The 24,276-nt window shown below is 39.2% G+C and carries 25 protein-coding genes; 22 read left to right on the top strand and 3 right to left on the bottom strand.

Annotation, left to right across the window (positions count from 1 at the left end; genetic code table 11):
* Positions 1-3: 3 nt before the first annotated feature.
* The 19 genes from J0J35_RS00660 to J0J35_RS00750 all read left to right on the top strand — a co-directional run bounded on the left by J0J35_RS00660 (position 4) and on the right by J0J35_RS00750 (position 19,520).
* Positions 4-984 (top strand): LacI family DNA-binding transcriptional regulator, encoded by a 981-nt coding sequence (locus tag J0J35_RS00660; protein WP_019293805.1) that lies wholly within the window; start codon positions 4-6, stop codon positions 982-984.
* A gap of 178 nt (positions 985-1,162) precedes the next feature.
* Complete coding sequence (locus J0J35_RS00665; protein WP_213438991.1) at positions 1,163-1,831, top strand: response regulator transcription factor; 669 nt, start codon at positions 1,163-1,165, stop codon at positions 1,829-1,831.
* 5 nt (positions 1,832-1,836) lie between these two features.
* A complete protein-coding gene (locus J0J35_RS00670; RefSeq protein WP_206917090.1) occupies positions 1,837-3,249 on the top strand; it encodes a cell wall metabolism sensor histidine kinase WalK in 1,413 nt (470 codons plus the stop codon).
* Positions 3,250-3,312: 63 nt separating this feature from the next.
* A complete protein-coding gene (locus J0J35_RS00675) occupies positions 3,313-5,055 on the top strand; it encodes a 1-deoxy-D-xylulose-5-phosphate synthase (protein WP_206917093.1) in 1,743 nt (580 codons plus the stop codon).
* Positions 5,056-5,064: 9 nt separating this feature from the next.
* The gene (gene yidD / locus J0J35_RS00680; RefSeq protein ID WP_195916761.1) at positions 5,065-5,331 is read left to right on the top strand and encodes a membrane protein insertion efficiency factor YidD; all 267 of its coding nucleotides are present in this window, start codon (positions 5,065-5,067) and stop codon (positions 5,329-5,331) included.
* 291 nt (positions 5,332-5,622) lie between these two features.
* Positions 5,623-6,405 (top strand): ABC transporter ATP-binding protein, encoded by a 783-nt coding sequence (locus J0J35_RS00685; protein WP_206918124.1) that lies wholly within the window; start codon positions 5,623-5,625, stop codon positions 6,403-6,405.
* A complete protein-coding gene (locus J0J35_RS00690) occupies positions 6,395-7,345 on the top strand; it encodes an iron ABC transporter permease (protein ID WP_019293799.1) in 951 nt (316 codons plus the stop codon). Before J0J35_RS00685 ends, J0J35_RS00690 begins: the two co-directional genes overlap by 11 nt.
* On the top strand, positions 7,342-8,280 hold the full coding sequence (locus tag J0J35_RS00695; RefSeq protein WP_206917095.1) for an iron ABC transporter permease: 939 nt from the start codon (positions 7,342-7,344) through the stop codon (positions 8,278-8,280). Before J0J35_RS00690 ends, J0J35_RS00695 begins: the two co-directional genes overlap by 4 nt.
* 11 nt (positions 8,281-8,291) lie before the next feature.
* The gene (locus J0J35_RS00700) at positions 8,292-9,233 is read left to right on the top strand and encodes an iron-hydroxamate ABC transporter substrate-binding protein (RefSeq protein WP_019293797.1); all 942 of its coding nucleotides are present in this window, start codon (positions 8,292-8,294) and stop codon (positions 9,231-9,233) included.
* 436 nt (positions 9,234-9,669) lie between these two features.
* Positions 9,670-10,110, top strand: coding sequence for a MarR family winged helix-turn-helix transcriptional regulator (locus J0J35_RS00705; RefSeq protein WP_004258807.1), 441 nt, complete (start codon positions 9,670-9,672; stop codon positions 10,108-10,110).
* Positions 10,110-11,087, top strand: coding sequence for a beta-ketoacyl-ACP synthase III (locus J0J35_RS00710; protein ID WP_206917098.1), 978 nt, complete (start codon positions 10,110-10,112; stop codon positions 11,085-11,087). The genes J0J35_RS00705 and J0J35_RS00710 overlap by 1 nt, the downstream gene beginning before the upstream one ends.
* A gap of 87 nt (positions 11,088-11,174) precedes the next feature.
* Positions 11,175-11,396 carry an acyl carrier protein gene (locus J0J35_RS00715; protein WP_003135454.1) on the top strand — a complete coding sequence of 74 codons (222 nt, stop codon included), beginning with the start codon at positions 11,175-11,177 and terminating at the stop codon, positions 11,394-11,396.
* 98 nt (positions 11,397-11,494) lie between these two features.
* Positions 11,495-12,418: an ACP S-malonyltransferase gene (gene fabD / locus J0J35_RS00720; RefSeq protein ID WP_206917099.1), complete on the top strand. Its 924-nt coding sequence runs from the start codon at positions 11,495-11,497 to the stop codon at positions 12,416-12,418.
* Positions 12,419-12,496: 78 nt separating this feature from the next.
* The gene (fabG, locus tag J0J35_RS00725; protein ID WP_165706492.1) at positions 12,497-13,228 is read left to right on the top strand and encodes a 3-oxoacyl-[acyl-carrier-protein] reductase; all 732 of its coding nucleotides are present in this window, start codon (positions 12,497-12,499) and stop codon (positions 13,226-13,228) included.
* Between the two features lie 58 nt (positions 13,229-13,286).
* On the top strand, positions 13,287-14,504 hold the full coding sequence (fabF, locus tag J0J35_RS00730) for a beta-ketoacyl-ACP synthase II (RefSeq protein WP_117517124.1): 1,218 nt from the start codon (positions 13,287-13,289) through the stop codon (positions 14,502-14,504).
* Between the two features lie 92 nt (positions 14,505-14,596).
* Positions 14,597-15,070 carry an acetyl-CoA carboxylase biotin carboxyl carrier protein gene (accB, locus tag J0J35_RS00735; RefSeq protein WP_206917101.1) on the top strand — a complete coding sequence of 158 codons (474 nt, stop codon included), beginning with the start codon at positions 14,597-14,599 and terminating at the stop codon, positions 15,068-15,070.
* Between the two features lie 13 nt (positions 15,071-15,083).
* The gene (gene fabZ / locus J0J35_RS00740; protein ID WP_004258779.1) at positions 15,084-15,518 is read left to right on the top strand and encodes a 3-hydroxyacyl-ACP dehydratase FabZ; all 435 of its coding nucleotides are present in this window, start codon (positions 15,084-15,086) and stop codon (positions 15,516-15,518) included.
* Positions 15,519-15,713: 195 nt separating this feature from the next.
* Positions 15,714-17,078: an acetyl-CoA carboxylase biotin carboxylase subunit gene (locus J0J35_RS00745; protein WP_019293790.1), complete on the top strand. Its 1,365-nt coding sequence runs from the start codon at positions 15,714-15,716 to the stop codon at positions 17,076-17,078.
* Positions 17,079-17,849: 771 nt separating this feature from the next.
* Positions 17,850-19,520, top strand: coding sequence for a hypothetical protein (locus tag J0J35_RS00750; RefSeq protein ID WP_206917102.1), 1,671 nt, complete (start codon positions 17,850-17,852; stop codon positions 19,518-19,520).
* Between the two features lie 56 nt (positions 19,521-19,576).
* Here J0J35_RS00750 and J0J35_RS00755 read toward each other — a convergent pair whose 3' ends face one another.
* Positions 19,577-20,512, bottom strand: coding sequence for a glycosyltransferase family 2 protein (locus tag J0J35_RS00755; RefSeq protein ID WP_019335676.1), 936 nt, complete (start codon positions 20,510-20,512; stop codon positions 19,577-19,579).
* 313 nt (positions 20,513-20,825) lie between these two features.
* On the opposite strand from J0J35_RS00755, the gene accD reads away from it, so the two are divergent.
* Positions 20,826-21,692 carry an acetyl-CoA carboxylase, carboxyltransferase subunit beta gene (gene accD / locus J0J35_RS00760; RefSeq protein ID WP_206917104.1) on the top strand — a complete coding sequence of 289 codons (867 nt, stop codon included), beginning with the start codon at positions 20,826-20,828 and terminating at the stop codon, positions 21,690-21,692.
* Complete coding sequence (gene accA, locus J0J35_RS00765; protein ID WP_019293787.1) at positions 21,685-22,440, top strand: acetyl-CoA carboxylase carboxyl transferase subunit alpha; 756 nt, start codon at positions 21,685-21,687, stop codon at positions 22,438-22,440. Before accD ends, accA begins: the two co-directional genes overlap by 8 nt.
* 62 nt (positions 22,441-22,502) lie before the next feature.
* Here accA and J0J35_RS00770 read toward each other — a convergent pair whose 3' ends face one another.
* On the bottom strand, positions 22,503-22,745 hold the full coding sequence (locus J0J35_RS00770) for a GlsB/YeaQ/YmgE family stress response membrane protein (RefSeq protein WP_017368954.1): 243 nt from the start codon (positions 22,743-22,745) through the stop codon (positions 22,503-22,505).
* Between the two features lie 143 nt (positions 22,746-22,888).
* Between J0J35_RS00770 and J0J35_RS00775 the strand changes: the two genes are divergently transcribed.
* Positions 22,889-23,239, top strand: a complete 351-nt coding sequence (locus tag J0J35_RS00775) for an arsenate reductase family protein (protein ID WP_019293786.1) — start codon at positions 22,889-22,891, stop codon at positions 23,237-23,239.
* A 30-nt stretch (positions 23,240-23,269) separates the two neighbouring features.
* Here J0J35_RS00775 and J0J35_RS00780 read toward each other — a convergent pair whose 3' ends face one another.
* Positions 23,270-24,130 carry an exodeoxyribonuclease III gene (locus J0J35_RS00780; protein WP_019293785.1) on the bottom strand — a complete coding sequence of 287 codons (861 nt, stop codon included), beginning with the start codon at positions 24,128-24,130 and terminating at the stop codon, positions 23,270-23,272.
* Positions 24,131-24,276 lie beyond the last annotated feature (146 nt).

The raw sequence follows: 24,276 nt of genomic DNA on the forward strand, positions 1-24,276 counted from the left end.
TATATGGCCGTTACGATAAAAGATGTAGCAAAAAAAGCGGGTGTGAATGCTTCAACAGTTAGCCGTGTTCTCAAAGATAGTTCGGAAATCAGTGAGAAGACAAAAGTTAAAGTAAGAAAAGCAATGCAAGAACTCGGCTACACGCGAAATGTGGCGGCTCAGATTCTAGCATCAGGGAAATCTAATACGATTGGAGTCGTCTTTCCTCCTGTCGAAGACAAATCAAACCAACCTTTTTATATGAAAGTTTTGACTTCGATTAATGAAACAGCACGCAAATACGATGTTTCAATTGCTGTTGTGACTGGTTATCAAGAGAGTGAGCTGAAACAACAAGTTGAGTTGATGTATTCCGAGAAGCGCGTGGATGGTTTTATTGTCCTTTATGCGGGGAAAGCAGATAGTGTTCGCAATTATCTTTTCGATAACAAGATTCCTTTCGTTCTTTTAGGCACGCCAACAGAAAAGCAAAATGAAATTACACATGTGGATAACGACAATGTTTTGATGGGGCATGAGGCGACCAGATATTTGATGGATTTGGGGCATTCGGAGATTTCTTTTGTGACCGATACGAAAGATGGTGAAGTCTTTGAGGAACGCTATCAAGGCTATCAAGATGAAATGCTGAAAAAACAAGGTAAGCCGAATTTACTCGTTTTTGAAGAAAATATGACCTTGAAAGATGAAACGGGCCTTGTTGTTATGGATGAAGTCTTAGCTTTGAAAGTAATCTCTCGCTTGTCAGAGCAAGGTGTGAAAGTACCGGAAGATGTCAGTGTGATTACTTACAACAACTCTGCCTTCTCAACACTTGTTCACCCTTATCTGACAACCTTTGACATCAATATCGTACGTCTTGGAGCAGCAACCGTAGAGAAGTTTCTTGGGCTGACGCAAAATAAGGAAGCCTTCCATGATAAAACAATTATTCCTTTTGAGCTTATCTTAAGAGAAACGACAGCGCCTAAAGAAAAAGAGTAAAGAAAAACAGTGAAGAAACCCCTTCACTGTTTTGTAATGAGTAAATTTCAAAAAAGATTGGCTTTCACCTTCTTTTAGCTTTAAATAAGAAAAAAAGGTCATAATAGTGTAAAATAAAGGGAAGGATGGGTAAATTTCTCGTGTAAATTTTCCCGTTAGTGTAAGAAAGATGGATGCGATGATTAAAATATTATTAGTTGAAGATGACCTCTCTTTGTCAAAATCAGTTTACGATTTCTTGAAATCTTTTGCTGAGGTAAAGCAAGTTTTTGATGGCGAAGAAGGGCTTTATGAAGCAGAAATGGGGATTTATGATTTAATCCTCTTAGACTTAATGTTGCCTGAGAAAAACGGATTCGAAGTACTCAAAGAATTACGTGATCAGAATATTGATACACCAGTTTTAATTATGACTGCAAAAGAGTCTTTAGATGATAAGATGCACGGTTTTGATGTTGGAGCAGATGATTATTTGACGAAACCTTTCTATCTTGATGAGTTGAAAGCGCGTATTCAGGCGCTCTTAAAACGTACAGGAAAACTGGAAGATGCTAACGGTCTTTCTTATGGCAATGTGCGCTTGAATTTGACCAATAAGTCAGCATTTGTGAATGACACACCAGTGGAATTAATCGGTAAAGAGTTTGATCTTGTAGTTTATTTGATGCAAAACCAAAATGTCATCTTGCCTAAAGAACAAATCTTTGACCGCATTTGGGGCTTTGACAGTGACACGACGGTAACTGTAGTTGAAGTTTATATGAGTAAAATCCGTAAAAAACTTAAAGATACAGACTTTGCCCAAAATCTAGCTACATTGCGTAATGTCGGCTATATTTTACGGTAAGTTTTATGAAAAAGATAATTGAAAAAATAAAATCGATGCCAATTGTGAAAAATGATGGGAAAAATTTCCTTCATTTTTTTCTAGATTTCACGATCATCTTCTTTGCACTCACAGTAATTATTTTGCAAGTGCTCACAAGCGGGGTCTATAAGTCTACTGACCAAAATTTACGAGATTTAGCAGCTAATCCAGATATTTTAAGAGCGCTGGCACTTGATCAGGCGGGAGTCAATCAAGGGACATTTGAAATTAATCAAGGCAATTACAGTCCAACAAACAGTATCGTCATGTACGATGAAAAGGGCAATGTCTTAGGACCAACAGGCAGTGTTGATGCAACAACGAAACCAGGAAGCAGCAGTCAGCAACAAATCATACGTGTCGACCTCGTACGTTATCAACTTGAGAAGACAGCCAAGTTAGACAAGGACGCCCTTGGACAAATCAAGTCGATTTCTATTCGGAATCCTTATGGTCCTGATTGGCATTATCGATATGTTACCTTGGCGATGCCACAATCAAACCTGGACACAACCTATGGTGCAAGTAACATTGCTTATATTCAAGTTTTTAGTAACGTGGATCAACTTCAAGATAGCTTGAGCCGGAGTAATTTTATTATCATTACAACAATGGTTATGTTCTGGTTTATTTCCGTGATTATTAGCTTGTATCTTGCCAACTGGACGCTGCGTCCTGTTATGGTTGCCTATGAAAAGCAGAAAGCTTTTGTTGAAAATGCAAGCCATGAGTTAAGAACGCCTCTCGCTATTTTACAAAATCGCTTAGAATTACTTTTCCAAAATCCGAATGCAACAATAATTGAAGAATCTGAAAATATCTCGGAGAGTCTTTCGGAAGTACGTAATATGCGACTTTTGACGACTAATCTGTTGAACATGGCACGACAGGACAATAACATTAAAACAAATCCTGAGCCAACAGATAAGGAATTCTTTGAAGCCATCTTTAGCAATTACCAGCTCTTGGCAGAAAGTTCTGATAAGTCTTTAAAAACTACCATAAAATTTGAAGGAGCTTTAAGTTTAGATCAAAGCTTAGTGAAGCAACTTTTAACGATTTTGTTTGATAATGCCATGAAATATACAGGCGAAGATGGTGAAATTCAAGTTGATGTTCAAAAAAATGGAGCAACCCTTCTACTGAGTGTGTCTGATAATGGAGAAGGAATTACAGCAGCTGATAAGAAAAAAATATTTGACCGATTTTACCGTGTGGATAAAGCAAGAACACGACAAAAAGGTGGCTTAGGTCTTGGCTTATCCCTTGCACAGCAAATAGCTGAGGCACATAATGGCCGAATCACGGTTGAAGATAATCAACCGCGTGGTACAAAATTTACTGTCCGTTTACGGACAAGTCCATCTCCCAAATCAGCAAAAGTGAACAAAAAGTAATAGAATAGATTGTAAACTTATGCACTATGAATAAAAGTGAAAAATGAGTGGAAAGAGGCAAAGATGACTATTTTAGATAAAGTAAATGCGCCAGCAGATTTAAAAAAGCTAAGCGCTGCTGAATTAACCGAACTTGCTCAAGATGTTCGAGGAGCAGTGCTCAATAAAGTCAGTCAGATTGGGGGACATACAGGACCAAATCTGGGTGTCGTAGAATTAACCATTGCCTTGCACAAAGTCTTTCAATCGCCTGTGGATAAATTCGTTTGGGATGTTAGCCACCAAACTTATCCACATAAAATTCTAACAGGACGTAAACACGGTTTTCAAGATGGACATTTTCATGACATCACGGGTTATACAAGTCAACATGAATCAGAACATGATTTTTTCACTGTTGGACACACCTCAACGTCTGTTGCAAATGCGATGGGACTGGCTAAAGCACGTGATTTAACAGCGCAAAAAGGTAATATTATTGCTATTTTAGGTGATGGTTCACTTTCTGGTGGCTTAGCATTGGAGGCAATCAGCAATGCTGGTGCTTATGATAAAAATTTCATCCTGATTCTCAATGATAACCAAATGTCAATCGCTGAAAATCATGGTGGGATTTATAAAGGATTAGCTGAATTACGCGCAACAGATGGTCAATCACCAAATAATCTGTTTAAAGCATTTGGATTAGATTATAAGTATTTAGCAGATGGTAATAATCTCGAGGCGCTCATTTCTTTTTTTGAAGAAGTAAAGGATATTGACCATCCGATTGTTTTACATGTCAATACCGAAAAAGGACATGGTTATCAACCTGCTGTTGACATGAAGGAAGCCTTCCACTGGCGCTCTCCCTTCAATTTAGCAGACGGTTCTTTGAAAAATATAAGTTCAGCGAAAAATTATACCCGTATTATTCTTGATTATATGGAAGAAAAAGTTGCTGAGGGTATGCCTTTAGTCGCAGTCAATGGTGGAATTCCAATGGTGAATAACCTAAAGGAATTTGCTGAAAAGCACCCAGAAAACTATGTTGATGCTGGGATTGCTGAACAATATGTGACGACCTTTGGCGGAGCGGTTGCAGCAGGTGGGGCACGTGCAATGATTTTTCACAATTCGACCTTCATGCAACGTGCTTATGATCAATTTTTACATGACTTGGCAATCAACAAGGAACCAGCGGTCGTTATTGTAAAATCAGCCTCCATCTCTGGTTCGGATAAAACTCACCAAGGGAGCTTTGCAATAGGTATGCTCTCTAACATTCCTGATTTGGTCTACTTGGCGCCAACGAGTGAAGAAGAGCTTGTAGCGATGTTGGATTGGGCACTGACACAAAAAGACCATCCAGTGGTGCTACAAATTCCTGAGCATGGTGTTGAAAATCGTTCAACCGTGTTGACTGATTTCAGTAAAGCACAGTATGGAATTGTGCGTAAAGGTGAAGAAGTTGCCATTCTGGCCTTGGGCGGTCTTTTTAGTCACGGTCAAAAAGTAGCAGAAGAACTGGAGAAATTACAGATCAATGCTACGCTAGTTAATCCAATGTTCGTTGCAGAACTTGATAAGAAAACCTTGAAAGAATTGACTGGGGACCATAAAGTCTTTGTGACCATCGAGGATGGTATTCTTGATGGCGGTTTTGGTCAAAAAGTTGCTGGTTATATTGGACAATTTGGTGTGAAAACATTGAATTATGGTGCAGATAAAGAGTTTAATGACTCTGTGGCTGTGGATGAGCTTTATGATCGTTATCATTTGACGCCAGAACTGATGATTGCAGATATTCTAGAAGCCCTAAAATAAAAGGAAAAAATGAAAAAAGTTTTAGTCAAAACTGTACATGGTTATCAGAGATTTATTTCCCCTCTGTTACCGCCGGCTTGTCGTTATTATCCAACTTGTTCGAATTATATGATTCAAGCTATTGAGAAGCACGGAGCGGCCAAGGGAATTGCAATGGGAACCTCAAGGCTTTTACGATGTCATCCATTTTGTAAACCAGGTTATGACTTGGTACCTGATAAGTTTTCCTTGCGAAGAAATTACGAGACACCTGAGGACAAAAAGAAGAAATCTTGAAAAATTTGTTATAATCATAGGTGAGGATGAATTTCCAAGACAGATTTAAATAAATCCATAATTAAAATAAGTAAACAGGACAACCTTCAAGTCATTGGGCTTGGGGGTTTTACTCTTGTAATTCTTACATTATAAGTAAAACGATAAAAGATCAAGATAGGGAAAATATCTGACTTAAAATAATTTAGAAAGTACTTGTTAACTTTTATAAAGTATGCTTTAATTAAATATGTAAAAAGTATTTGACATTATTGGCATCTTCGAGTGACTAGAGCTAAAAAGGAAGAACTCATGTATTTTGGGGCAAAAAATTTAAATGTATATTACGGTAAAAAGCAGGTTCTAAGAGACGTATCTTTGGAAATTGAGCAGGGAAAAACGACAGCGATTATCGGAATAAATGGCTCAGGGAAGTCGACATTACTCAAAGCCCTGGGACGTTTAATCAAGTATGAAGGGGAAGTTATCTATAAAGATGAACGTCTTTCTAATCGTAAAAATCTAGAAATCGCTAAAATATTGACCTTGCTCCCACAAGACATGCAAGCCCCGAGTGATATAACTGTGTATGAGCTGGTCAGTCTTGGCCGCTTTCCACATCAAAAGCTCACTCAACAGAACTTATCTGAAGCAGACAAGCACTTTGTGGAGCAAGTCATGAAGGAAACTGAGATTTGGGAGTTACGTAACCAAAAAGTTTCCCAACTTTCTGGTGGACAGCGTCAGCGTGCTTTTATCACGATGATTTTAGCGCAAGACAGTGAAATTATTCTTTTGGATGAGCCGACAACGTATCTCGATCTTTTGCACCAACTTGATATTTTAAAACTGTTAAAAACTTTTGCGAAAAAGATGAACAAAACAGTAGTTTATGTCATCCACGATTTAAACCACGCTGCGCGTTTTGCGGATAATTTAGTTATTGTAAAAGAGGGTGAAATCTTTACTTCAGGCCCGGTGGAAGAATTATTTACAGAGGAAATTATTCATGAGAGCTTTGGATTACATGTTCGATTAGGTCGTGATCTTTTCTGCCAAACTCTTATGATTACAGGGGTTAAAAATGAAGATTAGGAAGTTTTCTTATCAAGTTGCACTGGCTTTGGTGACGATTATGGTCTTGTCTTTCCTATATCTCATGCTCGGTGATCAAAACTATAGTTTCAGCCAGATTTGGCACGAGAGTGTCGTCTTGCACTTGCGTTTACCGCGCTTATTGGCCTTAATGTTTGTAGGAATTCTCCTCTCCAGTAGCGGACTTCTGGTTCAAAGTATGACAGGTAATCCTATTGCCGAGATATCCACATTGGGGATATCAGGTGGTGCAAGTTTTGCACTTGCTTTGCTTTTAGTGTTCAATCTTTCCACAGGTGGTTGGTTGGGCACTGCTGTAGCAAGCTTAGGAGCATTTATTGCTCTTGTTACTGTAGCTGTCCTTACCGTGAAAAGTAAATTTCAACCGATGAAAGTTGTTCTTGTGGGAACTTCTGTTGGCCTTTTTGCGACAAGTCTTGCAAGTATTTTGACCTTTTATAGTAAAAATATGCAGTCTTATTTTTTATGGATTGTGGGTTCCTTTTCTGGAATCACTCCACTAAAATTGGAAATTTTAATGGTTGTGACTGTACTGTTTGTATCAATGGTTCTCTTATTTGCAAATCAGATAAAAGTGTTATCCTTTGGTGAAGAGATGGCAACCAGTCTAGGTATTTCTGTAAATCGTCTCAGATTGTTGATTATGGCTATGGTGGCTCTGGCAAGTGGGGTGACAGTTTCGAGTGTCGGTGTGATTAGTTTTGTCGGACTCATGGCGCCACATTTGGCAAGGCGACTGGTAGGAGGACATTTTTTAAAAAGGTTCTTTATGAGCAATTTATTAGGCGTGATGCTATTACTTGTAGCAGATGTGTTGGCCCGTAATTTGTTCAAGCCTTATGAATTCCCAGCAGGCAGCTTAACTCTTTTATTTGGCGCAATTTTCTTCATTTATATGATGAGTAAGGAGGAAAAATGAAAAAGAAATTTTTATTTTTAATATTCCTCTTGGTTGCCTTTATTATTATCGACTTGACGCACTTTTCGACAGATTGGGATTTACTATCCATATTGATTCCTCAGTTTAGAATGCCAAGGACACTTGTGGTACTTATTGCAGGAACTGCTTTGGCTATGGCTGGCTATATTATTCAGACAGTAGTGGATAATCCTTTAGCAGATGCAAGTACACTTGGAATTACAAGTGGGGCCAGTGCAGGTGCAGTACTGTTCCTTTTTCTTAGTCAGTGGTTGAAACTTTCGGGCTCTTGGATCTTTATGTATCCTTTATTTGCCTTGTTGGGAGGACTTTTTTCCTTTACCTTGCTCTATCATCTTGCGCTAAAGAAAAATGTAAGTAATATCCAAGTCCTTCTGATTGGGTTAGGAATTACCGCTCTATTTCAGGCCTTGATTACCTTAGCTCAACTTTCCATTAATCGGTTTGATTTTCAGCAAGTAGCAGTTTGGTTATCCGGAGACATCTGGCAAACAGATAAAATCTTTATTAGTGTGAATCTTGTCCTGTTGATAATTGGTCTGGTTATTTTCATTTTTTTCCGAAAAGAGCTAGACTTACTAAGTTTGGGTCAAGAAATGGCAACAAGCCTTGGCTTAAATGTGAAACAGAGTAAAATGCAATTTTATATATTGGCACTACTTTTTGCATCAATTGGCGTTTTATTAGTTGGCGGTCTTGCCTTTATTGGCTTGATTGCACCACACATAGCCCGCGAACTGGTGGGATTTGAAAGTAAAAAGCGTGCTTTGATGACAGCTTTGGTCTCAATGATTATTTTACTTTTAGCAGATAGTTTATCGCAAATTATTATTGCACCGTCAAGCTTACCGCTTGGTTTTGTGGTTGCTCTTATAGGTGCGCCCTACTATATATACTTAATACAAAAAATTTGAAAGAGGATTTCATGAAACACCTTAAATTATATTCTATAGCTTTAGCAGCAGTTGGCCTTTTGGGCCTTTCTGCATGTTCAAACTCAGATGTATCACAATCCCAAAAAGAGGAAAAAGTAACCTTCACTGCCTTGAATGGTGAAGTAGAAGTTCCTGCGCATCCGGAACGTATTGCAGTACAGAATTATCCGGATGATGTTGCAACCTTAGGTGGAAATGTAATTGGGACGGATTCTTGGGCTTTTCCTAATCCTTATTTGTCAGATAAACAAAAGGAAAATATGGTTGATCTTGGTTCGCCAAGCTTTAATATTGAAAAACTTATTGGTCAAAAGCCTGATTTGATTGTGACAGTGGATAAAACTCAAGTTTCTGATTATGAAAAAGTAGCACCTACTGTACTTGTTAACTATCAAGATTTGAATGATATGGATAAATCTTTGGATTTCTTTGCCAAATTGTTGAACCGTGAAGATGAAAAGAAAGAGTTTCTCAAAACTTTTGACAAAAAAGCTGAAGAGCAAAAAACAAAGCTAAAAGCTCAAGGCATAGATACTGCACAATCAAGCATTTCCTTGCTAGAGCTCCAAGGCGATAAAATTTACGCTTATGGCGATAACTTTGCGCGTGGTGGTCAAGCACTTACGCGTGGTCTCGGATTCCAAGAATCGCCAAAAATGTCGGAATTATCCGAAGGAACAGGATATGCAGAAGTCAACGCTGAAAGCCTCAAAGATTTTGATGCAGACTATATTTTTATCGATTTTAAAAATGCAGATAAAGCACAATATGAGGCACTTCAAAAAAATCCCGTGTGGAAAAATCTCAAGGCAGTTAAAGAAGGGCATGTCATCACAATGGATTATGAGAAGGTCTATTTCTTTGGCGGTCCCACAGCTTCAATGGCGCAGTTGACTGATTATACAGATGCACTATTAAAACAAACGAAATAAAAATTTGGATACATAAACTCTTGGAAGCTTTTTCGAGAGTTTTTTTAGACAAAAAGGGGGATAGTGTTATTTAAAACTCCTTTTTTGAGCCAAATTCACAAGAAAACAAGAAAAACAGAAAATTTTAGACTTTTATTTTGCTATAATGAAAATAAGCATATAGTAGATGTGTTAAAGTCTCAAATGTTAAAAATAAAAAGGATTTTGCGATCCTTTTTAAAAAGGAATTTTTTCATAAAAAAAAAGATGAAATACCATGATTTCATCTTTTTGCTGTCGACTACATTTGGAAATTTTCTTTATGAAGCAGGATAAAGAGGTTATCCAAGCCATCAGAGGCATTTTTCAAATCTACTTAGCACTTGCAAATTATTTTTATTATGGTACAATTTTGTATTGTAAATGGTTTGTATCATCAAAATATCAGGAAGTACAAATGAAAACAGATTTTGACAAAATTAATGAATGGTTGATTCAACTTTTCCACGACTGCATGAACTTAGAAGAACAGTTCTTGAAGGATTCTGATTACCCAGATGTAACTGTGAAAGAACTGCAACAAATGACACTTATCCATACTTTGGGAACTTGCCGCGCTACAGACATTGCAAGGAATCAAAAATTAGCCCTTTCAACAATCACCATTACACTCAATCGCTTGGAAACTAAGGGATATATCAAGCGCGAACGATCAGATCGTGACCGTCGTGTGGCTTATATCGTATTGACTGAAAAAGGTATGGCTCTCTGTGCATCGCACAGCGAATTTTTCCGTAGCATTTCAGAAAAACTTATGTTAAGTGTTTACGGGACTACCGAAAACAAACTTGCAGGCGAACTTGAAGAATTACATAAGTCATTGGAGAATATGAAATAATGCCTTTCGCTAAAATTACCCAGGTGGCACACTATGTGCCCGAAAATATTGTGTCAAACGATGATTTGGCAAAAATCATGGACACGAGTGACGAGTGGATTTATTCACGGACGGGTATTAAGCAGCGACACATTACAGTTGACGAAAATACCAGTGATCTGGCTGCTAAGGTTGGTGAACAACTCTTAGCTCAAGCTGATTTGTCAGCAGACCAGATTGATTTTATTATCGTGGCGACTATCTCACCTGATAGCAGTATGCCAAGTACGGCAGCCTTGGTCCAAGCAAAAATTGGCGCACATCGTGCCTTTGCTTATGATTTAACAGCTGCTTGTTCTGGTTTTGTTTTCGCTTTATCAACGGCTGAGAAGCTGATTGCCGGTGGCTACAAACGTGGTATGGTTATTGGTGCAGAAGTTTTGTCTAAATCTTTGGATTGGTCGGATCGTTCTACCGCTGTTCTTTTTGGAGATGGTGCAGGTGGTGTTCTTTTGGAAGACACAGGTATACAACCTTTGATTATCGCAGAAAATCTAAGAACAGATGGCTCTCGAGGCGATTCCCTTACCTCAAATTATTTGGCACTTAATCCTGAACTTAGTGGTCAAGTTAACCATGTTACAGAGTTCATAAAAATGGACGGACGGGCGGTCTTTGACTTTGCGACACGTGACGTTCCAAAAAATATCCAAGAAACCTTGGAAAAAGCAAATCTGAAACCTGAAGATATTGACTATTTTTTATTGCATCAAGCAAATTCTCGAATACTTGATAAAATGGCCAAGAAATTAGGTGCTGTACGCAGTAAATTCCTGCAAAATATGCAAGAATATGGCAATACAAGTGCAGCTTCGATACCTATTCTCTTGTCAGAATCGATAAAAAATGGTAAACTTTCTTTGGACGAAAATTATAAAATTGTCCAGACAGGTTTCGGTGGCGGCCTCACATGGGGTACGCTCATTATTAATCTTTGATAAGATTGATAACATTTAAATTTGGTTATATGAGTGATTTATCACGCTATAATATATATACTTTCTACACATTAAAGGAGAAATAACATGGCAGTATTTGAAAAAGTACAAGACATCATCGCTGACGAACTCGGCAAAGAAAAAGAAGAAGTAACACTCGAAACTTCATTTGAAGAACTCGATGCTGACTCACTTGACCTTTTCCAAATCATTAACGATATCGAAGACGAATTCGATGTTGAAGTAGATACAGAAGCGGACATGAAAACTGTTTCTGATCTCGTTAAATATGTTGAAGCTCAACAATAAGAGAATTAATGGGGTGAAAGCCCCGTTTTTCACTTATAATAAATTTTGAAAATTAGGAAAGTGTCACAAAAATCTAAATTTTGTGAAATCTTAAAAATATGAAAACAGCATTTCTTTTTTCTGGTCAAGGCGCTCAAAAATTGGGTATGGCTAAAGACCTTTATGATGAATTTGACATTGTCAGAGAAACTTTTGATCAAGCAAGTCAAGTCTTGGGTTATAATCTTCGGGAGTTAATCGATAATGATGAAACAAAACTCAACGAGACACAATATACACAACCAGCTATTTTAACAACATCTGTAGCAATCCTTCGTTTGCTTTCAGAACAAGGTATTAAGCCAGATCTTGTGGCTGGACTTTCTTTAGGCGAGTACTCTGCATTGGTAGCCAGTGGTGCACTTGATTTTGCGGAAGCTGTTGCTTTAGTAGCAAAACGTGGTCAATATATGACTGAAGCTGCACCAACAGGATCAGGTAAAATGGTTGCTGTGATGAATACTGAATCTGCTTTGATCGAAGAAATTTGTGAACAAGCAGCGGAACGTGGAATTGTAAGCCCAGCAAACTACAATACTCCGGCTCAAATTGTTATTGGTGGTCAAGCTGAAGCCGTTGATTACGCCGTTGAACTTCTAAAAGAAGCTGGCGTAAAACGTCTGATTGAGCTGAAAGTATCTGGTCCTTTCCATACAGCCATCTTAAAACCCGCGAGCGAAAAGTTAGCCAAAGAACTTGAACAGGTTAATTTTAATAGCTTTAAGTTGGAGCTGATTTCAAATACGACAGCGAAAGTTATGAAAGACTCAGAAGTAAAAGAACTCCTCACGCGTCAAGTTATGGAGCCAGTACGTTTCTACGAATCCATTGAAACAATGAAAGCACTTGGTGTACAGCGCTTTATTGAAGTTGGACCTGGTAAAGTTCTTTCTGGTTTTATAAAAAAAATCGACAAAGAAGCAAGCTTTACGAATGTTGAAGATCTTACTTCATTCAAGGCTTTGGTGACAGAAGAAGCTTAAACTTATTCAATGAGTAAAAGTTGTCACTGTAGAACTTGGTTTGAGAGCAATTAAAAATCATAAGAACAGGAAAAAATAATGGAAATTAAAAATAAAAATGTCTTTGTGACGGGCTCAACACGTGGTATTGGTAAGGCGATTGCTTTACAGTTTGCTCAAGCTGGGGCAAACGTAGTTATCAATGGACGTTCTACCATTTCTGAAGAACTTTTGTCAGAGTTCACTTCTTTTGGTGTTAAGGCTGTTGGCGTATCTGGTGATATTTCCCAGTCGGAAGATGCTAAACGTATGGTTGCTGAGGCAGTAGATGCTTTGGGGTCGGTTGATGTTTTGGTTAATAATGCGGGAATAACTCGTGATGGTTTATCATTGAAAATGAGTGAAGAAGATTTCGAAGCTGTTTTAAAAATAAATCTCACAGGTGCCTTCAATATGACACAGGCAGTTCTAAAACCAATGACGCGTGCGAGAGAAGGGGCAATTATTAATATTACTTCTGTTGTCGGTTTAATTGGGAATGCCGGCCAAGCTAATTATGCAGCTTCCAAAGCGGGATTGATTGGTTTGACAAAATCAATTGCACGTGAAGTTGCTGGGCGCAATGTCCGCGTCAACGCTGTTGCTCCAGGATTTATTGATTCTGACATGACTGAAGTCCTTTCGGATAAAGTCAAGGATACAATGAAGGCTCAAATCCCAATGAAACGATTTGGTCAACCAGAAGAAGTTGCTACAGTTGTGAAATTCCTTGCAGAGCAAGAATACATGACAGGGCAAGTATTGTCTATTGACGGTGGTATGGCAATGTAGCCTTATATCAGATTAGACTAAAAAGAAGTTTGTAACAAACTCCAAAGGAGAAAAAAATATGAATCGTGTAGTCATTACAGGTTACGGTGTAACCAGTGCTATCGGTAATACACCAGAAGAATTTTGGAATGGCCTAAAATCTGGTCAAACAGGTATCGGTCCAATTACGCGCTTTGATGCTGAAGCGACAGGAATCAGTGTAGCAGCTGAAGTTAAAGATTTTCCATTTGAGAAGCATTTTGAGAAAAAAGATGCCCGTCGTATGGATACTTTCTCACTTTATGCTGTCTATGCGGCTCTTGAAGCTATGGAAATGTCAGGCATAACTCCAGAGAACACAAATTACGATCGTTTGGGCTGTATCATGGCCTCAGGCATCGGTGGCTTGGAGCAGACACAAAAGAACTCACAAGCACTTCTTAAAGGTCCGCGTAAAGTAACACCACTTTATGTACCATTGGCAATTGCCAACATGGCGACAGGTAATGTTGCCTTGCGCACAGGTGCTCGTGGTGTGTCGCGTGCTGAAGTAACAGCATGTGCAGCAGGTGCAAACTCTATTGGTTCAGCTTTCCGTGAAATCAAACACGGTTATGCAGATGCTATTATCGCTGGTGGTGCTGAAGCTGCAATTTGTGAGCTTGGTATTGCTGGCTTTGCCAACTTGACTGCTTTGACAAAAGAGGCAGATCCTTCAATTGCTTGCCGTCCATTTGACAAAAACCGTTCGGGCTTTGTTATGGGTGAAGGTGCAGGTGTCCTGATTTTGGAAAGTCTTGAACATGCTCAAGCACGTGGTGCAAATATCTTAGCTGAAATTGTTGGTTATGGTAACACAAACGATGCTTACCATATGACAACTCCATCAGGTGTTGGTGCTGAAAATGCGATGAAGCTTGCTTTAGAAGAAGCAGGGATTTCTGGAGCAGATGTTGATTATATCAATGCACATGGTACATCAACACATGCTAATGAAGAGACGGAAGCAAAAGCTATCCACAATGTTATTGGGGATAAAGCTCTGGTTTCATCAACAAAAGCTTTGCACGGGCATGCTCTCGGAGCGACAGGAGCTATCGAAGCAGTAGCAACTGTACAAGCCATTTTAAATCAGTTTGCACCAGTTAACGCTGGAACAAAAGAATTGGACGAAGGCATGACAATTAATGTCGTTCTTGGCCAAGGTCAAGATGCTGAAATCAATTATGCATTGTCACAAGACTTTGGGTTTGGTGGACACAATGCCGTATTGGCCTTTAAAAAATTCACAGATTAGTTTAAAAGAAAGATAAGCACTCTGCTTTCTTTCTCAGAGTCTAAGTGCACTTTAACTTAGATTGTGGAAAAGAAAGCGAGCGGGATATAAAAATGAATATTAATGAAGTAAAAGATTTGATGACACAGTTTGACGGTTCGAGCTTGCGTGAATTTTCTTGGCGCACAGCAGAAGGAGAACTGTCTTTCTCAAAAAACGAAAATAAAATTCTTGCAGCGCCTACAGGAACAGCACTTCCAGAAACAAAAGTAAGTGCACCAATGCCTGTAAGCGAAAGCTCTACAGAACTTGCAGTAGAAACAGAACTTGTAGAAGACGTTGCTACAGTAGAAGGTGAAGCAGTAACAAGTCCTTTAGTTGGTGTAGCTTACTTGCAACCAGCTCCAGGTAAACCTGAGTTCGTTAGTGTAGGAGATTCAGTTAAAAAAGGTCAAACCTTACTCATCATTGAAGCAATGAAAGTTATGAACGAAATTCCAGCACCTAAAGACGGTGTTATCACTGAAATCATGGTTAATGCTGAAGATGTAGTTGAATTCGGTCAAGAATTAGTACGCATTAAATAAAGGAGCGGTAAAAATGGCAGAAGTAAATATTGACGTCACAAAAATTATGGAGGCATTGCCTCACCGTTATCCTTTCCTTTTAGTGGATCGTGTTATTGATATCGCGGATGATGAAATTACCGCCATTAAGAATGTAACGATTAACGAGGAATTTTTCCAAGGGCATTTTCCCCAATATCCAGTAATGCCGGGTGTTTTGATTATGGAAGCCTTGGCACAAGCTGCAGGTGTTTTGGAACTTTCAAAACCTGAAAACAAAGGAAAACTCGTATTTTATGCAGGAATGGACAATGTAAAGTATAAAAAACAAGTTGTACCTGGCGATCAATTGATATTGCATGCAAAGTTTATCAAGCGTCGTGGTCCAATTGCTGTTGTTGAAGCGGAAGCTAAGGTTGATGGTAAATTAGCTGCAAAAGGCACACTAACTTTTGCTTTAGGAAAATAAAAAAATAATCAATGCCACAGTTAGTCTGTGGCAACTTTTAAAAGTAAGTATACTTTGAAGTTTAAAAGCTTTGAGTTTACTGATCGTGGCTTTTGCCACTATAATCCCAAATAATGCACCGAGCTCAAGGCCTGGTGACACTCTTTTATACCAGAAACAGAGGATAAAAGAGAAATTGGTAGGAGTTATCAATCTATGTTTAATAAAATTTTAATCGCCAATCGTGGTGAAATTGCTGTACGTATTATTCGTGCGGCACGCGAACTCGGTGTCGCTACTGTTGCCGTATATTCAGAAGCTGACCGTGATGCATTACATGTAGCACTGGCAGATGAAGCTATTTGTATTGGCCCAGCCCGTGCAACAGAGTCTTATCTGAATATGAATAATATTCTAGAAGCCGCTGTTGCTACTGGAGCCCAAGCTATTCATCCAGGTTTTGGTTTTTTGAGTGAAAATTCAAAGTTTGCACGTCTTTGTGAAGAAATGAATATCAAATTTATCGGTCCCTCAGCTCAGGTCATGGATATGATGGGAGATAAAATTAACGCGCGTGCAGAAATGGTCAAAGCAGGCGTTCCTGTTACGCCAGGTTCTGAAGGTGAAGTGTATACGAGTGAAGAAGCACTGGATTTAGCCAATAAGATCGGTTATCCTGTCATGCTGAAAGCCTCAGCCGGTGGTGGCGGAAAAGGTATCCGTAAAGTCAGCAATGCTGAAGAACTCGTCCCCGCTTTCGAAGCAGCTACCGCTGAAGCCAAAGCAGCTTTTGGCAATGGTGCAATGTTTATCGAACGAATGATTTTCCCTGCACGTCATATTGAGGTCCAAATCTTAGCAGACCAACATGGTAATGTTATTCACTTAGGAGAACGTGATTGTTCCCTCCAACGTAATAACCAGAAAGTTCTTGAAGAAAGCCCATCTGTCGCGATTGGACATACTTTACGCGAACGTATCTGCCAAGCAGCTGTCAAAGCAGCAGCGCATGTGAACTATGAAAACGCAGGAACAATTGAGTTTCTCTTGGACGAAGCTTCAGGCGATTTCTTCTTCATGGAAATGAATACACGTGTACAAGTTGAACATCCCGTAACCGAGTTTGTTTCAGGTGTGGATATTGTTAAGGAACAAATTCGAATTGCAGATGGTCAAGAACTGTCTGTGAAACAAGAAGATATTGAGTTCAAAGGACATGCTATTGAGTGCCGTATCAATGCAGAAAATCCAAAATTTAACTTTGCTCCAAGCCCAGGTAAAATCACCAACCTGTTTCTACCAAGTGGTGGTGTAGGCTTACGTGTGGATTCCGCTATGTATACGGGATATACTATTCCACCTTATTATGATTCAATGATTGCAAAAGTCATCGTTCATGGCGAAAATCGTTTTGAAGCGTTGATGAAAATGCAGCGTGCCTTGATGGAATTCGATGTGGAAGGTTTAACAACCAATATTGACTTCCAACTGGAATTAATTTCAGATGATAATGTTATTGCCGGGGATTATGATACTAGCTTTTTAGCCAATACATTTTTGCCGGAGTATTTGGAAAAATAAAAGCATGAAGTAACTTGATGAGTAAATCATCAAGTTTTTCTATCCTTGTAAGGTTATGTTGACTGCTAGGGAATACATATCTCGCAGTTTTAAGGCTCTTGCTATTACCTTGGTGCGATGTTATAATAAGAGTAAATAAAAAGGACTTGCGCTAACAAGTCCCAAGTAGCCGTATTAAGAACGGTAGCCGATTTTTTGTTATAAATAACGTTAACGGGCTAAAGTTGGACGTTATTTTTTATTGTCTTTATCATAAACTTTGAGCACTAATAATGCAAATGCAATCATGAGTGTCAAGGTTTCATAAGTTGACAAGAAAAATTGTCGCCTTTCTGCATTGTGAGGTTATCGCCTACAATTTTTCATAAGCATCACCTCCCAGTTGGGCTACCGTCCATAAACTTCTACTTTCATTATTATATCACACGAAAACCAACTAAAATAGGCCATAATTGGCTTACAGTACTAACAAACACAATCAATCCTATCGTCAAACGATGGGATTGATTTTATTACAATGTTACTTACGGTAACTAAAATGAAATCATTTTATCTAAAAAGACACAAATGGTATAATGGAATTAGGTATAACCATAAAATATAAAAGTACTTGGTGAGGTAAAGATGATGTTCTATAATCTTTCAGCACAGCACAGCAGGCGGTAATTTTCTGTTCTTTACCACATATATCAAAACGTCCTATAAAAAAAGGATGCTTTTGTCTTTCTTCGCAGTGGTGAATAAAAATCAAAGAAAGCGAGGAAAAGCGAGATGAAACAAGAACAAAAGCGCCAACTCCGATTTATAATCATTTTATCCATACTTCTGCTTATAGGTGGCACTTTTGCCTTCACAGCCTTTAACCAACAAGCCATCAATGACCGTGATATTGAGACCAGAACCAATGTTCCCGGCCGTATCCATGACTATTATAATCGTGACACGGAAAACAAGGATGTCTTTGCGGAAAACTATGGACACGATATAGAGGATAATCCTATCATGGTGCGTATTCGCTTATCGGAGTTTATGGAAATTCAAAGACGAGGAGAAGATAATCCTACATCTTTGGTCGATACTGCAGAGCGTGAAGATATCAGTACTTGGACACCTTACCTTCCAGAGCCCAACAATCTGAATGTACGACGAGGGGCAGATTCTTCCCGCTTTAACCAGTATTACGACCTGACTTTTGGTTGGCAACGTGACGGACAAGAGGCTCCTTTCTATATGCCTACCTTTAACCATGATTTAGCAGATTTAAGAACAGCAGCCGCAGGTCATGCTCGTGACTATATCGAGGTCCATGGTGCCACAGATGTCGAAACAGATGGAACGACACACCCAGGAGACGGTACAGATGCTTACTGGTCTTCTGGCGCTAATTTTGACAACAGCCCAGGTATTTGGCCGGGCGAAACTATCACCCAAACTGCAGCCCAACACCTACAGCAGGACCGGCCACCCATGACCATCCAACAATGGAGCGAGCTGACCGTCAGAAATAGGGTAGGCAACTACTGGGTCATCGACCACAATACAGGCTGGGCTTACTGGGCAAATCGATTGGAACAAGGGCAAGCAACCTCTTACCTGCTTGATGCAGCAGAAATGAGAGAGGAAGGAGTAACGCAAAGTATTGTCAATGGATCACACTATTATGCTATCCATGTGGACAGTCAGCTTATCTCACCTTTAGATGTGGAGAGATTTTTAACACCAGAACCAGAGGGTGAGCAACATGACCCCCGATTAGCGGATTTCCTTGAAGGGATTAGAAATGGCTTCTATGGCGAAGATGGCAACCCACCCGCAACTGAGAATAATTCTCCGAGTGAGTTCCAATTCTCCCTCATGAGTCCGGGACGTATCTTCACCATGTCTGGTCAACAGTATCGTTACCTTGAAAATATGGGCGGTGGTAATCATATGATTATTCGCAATGCTGCACTTGTAAATCTTTCTTTCAATCAACAGGAGGGGGCACTTATAGAGTGGTATAAAGCCCTTTCTGAAGAGGTTCAGAGCATTGTAGCACCTGTGGCTTCCACCTTCACGACTGGAAATGTTCATGATGCTACTGTCAGTTGGGATCCAGCCTACGGTACACGATTCATGCCTTCTAACCTAGCAGCCTTGTCAAACCAAGCTGTTCATCAAGATGTGACGGAAGTTGTTCCAAGTGGTGTCAAACGTGCCTTTGCCCTTTCTCTAGCCGACGTGACCCGTTTATCAGGTCCTGGTCGTGGTTTTTCTGATGGAGCGCAACGTGTAGGGGCTGGTAATCAGTGGTGGAATCTCCGTACTCCTGGAGCTCCAGGAAACGCTTGGCATGTGACCTATGCTACGTGGATAGGCCACATGCATGCTAATCATCTTGTCGACTCTCGCAGTCCTTCGGGCGGTGTTCGTCCAGCCCTCATCATACATCAGCAACCCTAAATCCATTTTTCATCGAGAAAGTACAAAAAACAGAAAGTGGGAACTTTCTGTTTTTTTTATTTATCAATATTATCCTCTTTCACAAAGTAATTTGGACGTTGTTTGGTTTCGAGGAAGACCTTAGAAAGATATTTTCCAATGATACCGAGAGATAAAAGTTGTAATCCACCAAGCATAAGAATAAGAATAATCAGAGTAGGAAAACCTTGTACAATTTCGCCCCAGATGATGGTTTTCAACGCATAAAAAAGGCTCATACAAAGCGAGATAAGGAAGCTAATAAAACCGATAAAGGTAGCTAGGCTAAGTGGGGCATCTGAAAAGTTAATGATACCGTCAATCGAGTAGTGTAACAAGCCCCAAAAGCTCCAAGAGGTTTTGCCAGCTACCCGCTCGACATTATTGTATTCCAAATAGAAAACATCGTAACCCACCCAAGAAAAGAGACCCTTAGAAAAACGATTGTGTTCAGGGAGCTCGAGGATACTATCAACGACTTGCCGTGTCATCAAGCGATAGTCTCGCGCTCCATCCACCATTTGAGTGCTTGAGATTGTGTTCATAATCTTATAAAAAGCTCGAGCAAAAATTGAACGAATAAAGGGCTCATCTTTCCGTGAAACTCTTCGTGTTCCCACAATATCGTAACCTTCTTGAAGCTTATCATACATCTCGTTGAGCATACTTGGTGGATCTTGAAGGTCAGCGTCCATAACAGTTACAAAATCACCTGAAGCGGCACGAAGACCAGCCAAAAGTGCTGCCTCTTTACCGAAATTTCTCGAAAAGCTAATATATTTAACATTGGAATGCTTTTGACTCAGCGTTTTTATCACATCAAGTGTACGATCAGAAGAACCATCATTAATAAAATAAAAGGTTTTATCAAGTGGTAAGTCTAAAGTTTGGGCATTAACTTCATCAAAAAAGAGTTCAATCGTTTCTTCCTCGTTATAAGCAGGAACAATAATCGATAAAGTTTTATTTTTCATGAAAAACTCCCTTCTTCTTGATGAGAAATATATACATAAACCTTGTATTTTAATAGAATTAAACTCTTCATATTATAACATAGTTTGAAAGAGGTAAAGGAAGTTATGACGAAGTTTTGGCGAAATTAATACGTGTGTGTTCTTATATAATTCCGCCATTTTTGGACACTTATCTAGTTCTTGACGAATTTAATTTTTGCGTGTATAATTATATAATTAGACAATTAAAATAAAAAGAATGTAAGCAGATAGAAATCTGCTTAAAGACGTTCGTTATCAAGATGTAAAAATTTTTGATACAAAGGAGAAATAATTGGCTCTCTTTCAAAAGAAAAAATATATTAAAATTAACCCTAATCGTTCAACTGTTCAGGGAGAAATGACGAAGCCTGAAGTGCCTGACGAGCTTTTTGCTAAATGCCCGGCCTGCAAACACAGTATTTACAGCCAAGACCTTGGTGTAAGTAAAATCTGTCCACATTGTAGCTATAACTTCAGAATTACTGCGCCAGAACGTTTGAAGCTTTTAGTTGATTCAGACTCATTTACAGAAATGTTCACTGGAATTGAAAGCAAAAATCCGTTAAACTTTCCGAACTATGCTGAAAAGCTTACGGCGACTAAGGAGAAGACTGGGCTGGATGAAGCTGTAATGACTGGCACAGCGATGATTAAAGGCCAAAAAGTGGCTTTAGCAATCATGGATTCAACTTTTATTATGGCTTCTATGGGGACTGTGGTCGGTGAAAAAATCACACGACTTTTTGAAATGGCAACTGCTGAAAAACTTCCAGTGGTTATTTTTACGGCTTCTGGTGGTGCACGGATGCAAGAAGGAATTATGTCTTTGATGCAGATGGCGAAAATCTCAGCAGCTGTCAAGAAACATTCTAATGCAGGTTTGCTCTACATTACAGTCTTAACAGATCCGACAACAGGCGGGGTAACAGCTTCTTTTGCCATGCTTGGCGATATTATCTTGGCTGAGCCACAATCTTTGATTGGTTTTGCGGGACGTCGTGTGATTGAACAGACAGTGCGTCAAACGCTACCTGATGACTTCCAAAAAGCAGAATTTCTGTTGAAACATGGCTTTGTCGATGCGATTGTTAAACGTCAAGAAATGCGTGAGAAATTAGCCTTACTCTTGAAATTTCACGGAGGTGTAAAAAATGTCTGATATAGCAGAAATTATTAACAAAGCACGTGCTAACGATCGCGTTTCAGTACGGGAAATTATTTCAGAAATTTTTACGGACTTTTTTGAACTTCATGGCGATCGTCAGTTTACAGATGACGAAGCCATTGTTGGAGGGATTGCAACTTTTCAAGACAGAGCTGTCACCGTCATTGGTATTCAAAAAGGAAAAAATCTCGAAGAAAATTTAGCAACAAATTTTGGTCAACCTAGTCCTAATGGTTATCGAAAAGCCTTGCGATTAATGAAGCAAGCAGAGAAGTTTAAGCGTCCAATCATTACTTTTGTCAACACTGCCGGGGCCTATCCAGGGATTGAAGCAGAAGAACGGGGGCAGGGTGAAGCGATTGCGCGCAACCTTTTTGAGATGTCCGATTTGAAAGTCCCTGTTTTAACTTTTATCACTGGTGAGGGTGGTTCTGGTGGAGCCTTAGCTTTAGCAGTCGCAAACAAGGTTTATATGTTGGAAAATGCCATGTATTCGGTTCTTTCTCCAGAAGGTTTTGCAACAATCTTGTGGAAAGATGGCTCACGTCGTGATGAAGCAGCCGATTTGATGAAAATAAAAGCTGAAGATCAGCTTGAAATGGGGATCGTTGAGGGTGTTGTTCAAGAAGAAAACCTTATGGAAAACTTGAAAACGATTATTGAAAAAGATCTCAACAGCTTGGTACAACTTTCAGAAGAAGAACTTCAAGAAAGCCGCTACCAACGTTTTAGAAAATATTAATTTTATACAAGCAAGAGATAATTGCTTGTTTTTTTGTTAAAAAAAAACGCTCTATGAACGTTTTAATTATCCTTTTTACCGAATAAAGCGGAAGCTACAAGTACGACAATAATTGCACCAACGATTGAAGGGATGAGTGACATTCCAGCCAATTGTGGTCCCCAGTTTCCTAAAAGCTTTTGTCCAACAAATGAGCCTAAAAGACCCGCCACAATATTTGCAATACAGCCCATGCTTGAGCCTTTTGATGTGATTGCTCCAGCAGCCATACCAATGAGAGCACCAACTATAAGTGACCAAATCATAAAATAATCTCCTTAATTTATATTCTTATCTTATTTTAACATAATCTTTATTTTCTTTAAAATTGCATCCCCCTGTAAAAGTAATAAAAACGAGCAGCTTTGCCCTAGTTTTTGTTAAAATAGAGAACAAGGGAGGATGACAAATGTACGACTTTTACGAATATCCTAAATGTTCAACTTGCCGTAAGGCAAAGGCGACTTTGGATAATCTAGATATTGATTATAATGCTATCGATATTAAGCTAACCCCACCAACAGCTGAGCAATTTGAAAAATGGTTTGCAGAGGTTCCTGTTAAAAAGTTTTTCAACACCAGTGGCTTGGTTTATCGTGAGATGGGCTTAAAAGACAAGTTAGCAGACTTGAGCGAGCACGAAGCAGCGAAACTCTTAGCTTCCAATGGGATGTTGGTTAAGCGCCCACTGATTGTTAAAGATGATAAAATTATTTTGATAGGTTTTAAAGAAGAAGCGTATCAAGAGCTTGCACAATAAGAAAGAAAAGCACGACTTTTGTCGTGCTTTTTAGATATTGATTTCTAAAACGATGGGAACATGATCTTGACGAGCACCTGAATCTAAAGGTTCTGCGCGTGTAATCTGCTCGGCAATGCGGTCAGAAACCAGCCAATAATCGATTCTCCAGCCAGAATTATTGATTTTAGCTGTACGAGAGCGTTGAGCAAACCATGTGTAGATACTACGTTCTGGCGCATAGTAACTTTCTACATTGCCATGAATTTTACGGAAGCTGTCTGTAAATCCAGCAGCTAATAAAAGTCCAAACTTTTCACGTTCTTGATCAGTAAATCCGGCAGAATTACGGTTTCCTTTAGGATTGGCAAGGTCGATTTCTGTGTAAGCAGCATTAAAATCACCACATGCTAAGACAGGTTTTTGGAGGTCAAGCATTTGTAAGTAGGCGCGATATTGATCATCCCATTGTCCACGTAAGTCCAAACGGTTAAGACCATCACCCGCATTTGGTGTGTAAACTGTTGTGATGAAAAACTCGGGGAATTCTAAGGTGATGATACGACCTTCGCTATCCATGGGCTCTGGCGCTCCAATCTCAGGCATGGTGATGATTGGTTCAGGCAAACTTTTCTTATAAAGAAACATCGTTCCCGAGTAACCTTTACGTGCAGGTGGTGTACTGATACGGTGAACAATTTCATATTCTGGGAAATGGCTGGCTAAAACATCAAATACTTTGTTTGTTTTTTTGAGGTCACCATTGAGCTTTGTTTCTTGAATAGCGATAACATCGGCTTCAGATGTGGCAAGTTGGTCAACCACAGCCATTGATAGAGCTGCACGATCACTCGTACCGGTCAATGCTGCGTTCAACGAATCAATATTCCATGAGATAAATTTGTAAGTCATAATAAAATCCTTTTGTCTTTATTAGGTTAATTATAACATACCTTATCGGTTGGCAAATAACACGGGAAACTGAGAGTAAATTTATTTTAGCGAAAAATCAGTAAAACTTATTTAGAATAAGATTTACTTGAAAAGGATATGCTATA

The organism is Lactococcus sp. LG606, assembly GCF_017309645.1.
In the GTDB taxonomy this organism is placed as follows: Bacteria; Bacillota; Bacilli; order Lactobacillales; family Streptococcaceae; genus Lactococcus; species Lactococcus petauri.

Bases quoted from the DNA above. Each gene is read 5' to 3' on its own strand.
- J0J35_RS00660 (WP_019293805.1), top strand. From the start codon at position 4: ATGGCCGTTACGATAAAAGATGTAGCAAAAAAAGCGGGTGTGAATGCT.
- J0J35_RS00665 (WP_213438991.1), top strand. From the start codon at position 1,163: ATGATTAAAATATTATTAGTTGAAGATGACCTCTCTTTGTCAAAATCA.
- J0J35_RS00670 (WP_206917090.1), top strand. From the start codon at position 1,837: ATGAAAAAGATAATTGAAAAAATAAAATCGATGCCAATTGTGAAAAAT.
- J0J35_RS00675 (WP_206917093.1), top strand. From the start codon at position 3,313: ATGACTATTTTAGATAAAGTAAATGCGCCAGCAGATTTAAAAAAGCTA.
- yidD (WP_195916761.1), top strand. From the start codon at position 5,065: ATGAAAAAAGTTTTAGTCAAAACTGTACATGGTTATCAGAGATTTATT.
- J0J35_RS00685 (WP_206918124.1), top strand. From the start codon at position 5,623: ATGTATTTTGGGGCAAAAAATTTAAATGTATATTACGGTAAAAAGCAG.
- J0J35_RS00690 (WP_019293799.1), top strand. From the start codon at position 6,395: ATGAAGATTAGGAAGTTTTCTTATCAAGTTGCACTGGCTTTGGTGACG.
- J0J35_RS00695 (WP_206917095.1), top strand. From the start codon at position 7,342: ATGAAAAAGAAATTTTTATTTTTAATATTCCTCTTGGTTGCCTTTATT.
- J0J35_RS00700 (WP_019293797.1), top strand. From the start codon at position 8,292: ATGAAACACCTTAAATTATATTCTATAGCTTTAGCAGCAGTTGGCCTT.
- J0J35_RS00705 (WP_004258807.1), top strand. From the start codon at position 9,670: ATGAAAACAGATTTTGACAAAATTAATGAATGGTTGATTCAACTTTTC.
- J0J35_RS00710 (WP_206917098.1), top strand. From the start codon at position 10,110: ATGCCTTTCGCTAAAATTACCCAGGTGGCACACTATGTGCCCGAAAAT.
- J0J35_RS00715 (WP_003135454.1), top strand. From the start codon at position 11,175: ATGGCAGTATTTGAAAAAGTACAAGACATCATCGCTGACGAACTCGGC.
- fabD (WP_206917099.1), top strand. From the start codon at position 11,495: ATGAAAACAGCATTTCTTTTTTCTGGTCAAGGCGCTCAAAAATTGGGT.
- fabG (WP_165706492.1), top strand. From the start codon at position 12,497: ATGGAAATTAAAAATAAAAATGTCTTTGTGACGGGCTCAACACGTGGT.
- fabF (WP_117517124.1), top strand. From the start codon at position 13,287: ATGAATCGTGTAGTCATTACAGGTTACGGTGTAACCAGTGCTATCGGT.
- accB (WP_206917101.1), top strand. From the start codon at position 14,597: ATGAATATTAATGAAGTAAAAGATTTGATGACACAGTTTGACGGTTCG.
- fabZ (WP_004258779.1), top strand. From the start codon at position 15,084: ATGGCAGAAGTAAATATTGACGTCACAAAAATTATGGAGGCATTGCCT.
- J0J35_RS00745 (WP_019293790.1), top strand. From the start codon at position 15,714: ATGTTTAATAAAATTTTAATCGCCAATCGTGGTGAAATTGCTGTACGT.
- J0J35_RS00750 (WP_206917102.1), top strand. From the start codon at position 17,850: ATGAAACAAGAACAAAAGCGCCAACTCCGATTTATAATCATTTTATCC.
- J0J35_RS00755 (WP_019335676.1), bottom strand. From the start codon at position 20,512: ATGAAAAATAAAACTTTATCGATTATTGTTCCTGCTTATAACGAGGAA.
- accA (WP_019293787.1), top strand. From the start codon at position 21,685: ATGTCTGATATAGCAGAAATTATTAACAAAGCACGTGCTAACGATCGC.
- J0J35_RS00770 (WP_017368954.1), bottom strand. From the start codon at position 22,745: ATGATTTGGTCACTTATAGTTGGTGCTCTCATTGGTATGGCTGCTGGA.
- J0J35_RS00775 (WP_019293786.1), top strand. From the start codon at position 22,889: ATGTACGACTTTTACGAATATCCTAAATGTTCAACTTGCCGTAAGGCA.
- J0J35_RS00780 (WP_019293785.1), bottom strand. From the start codon at position 24,130: ATGACTTACAAATTTATCTCATGGAATATTGATTCGTTGAACGCAGCA.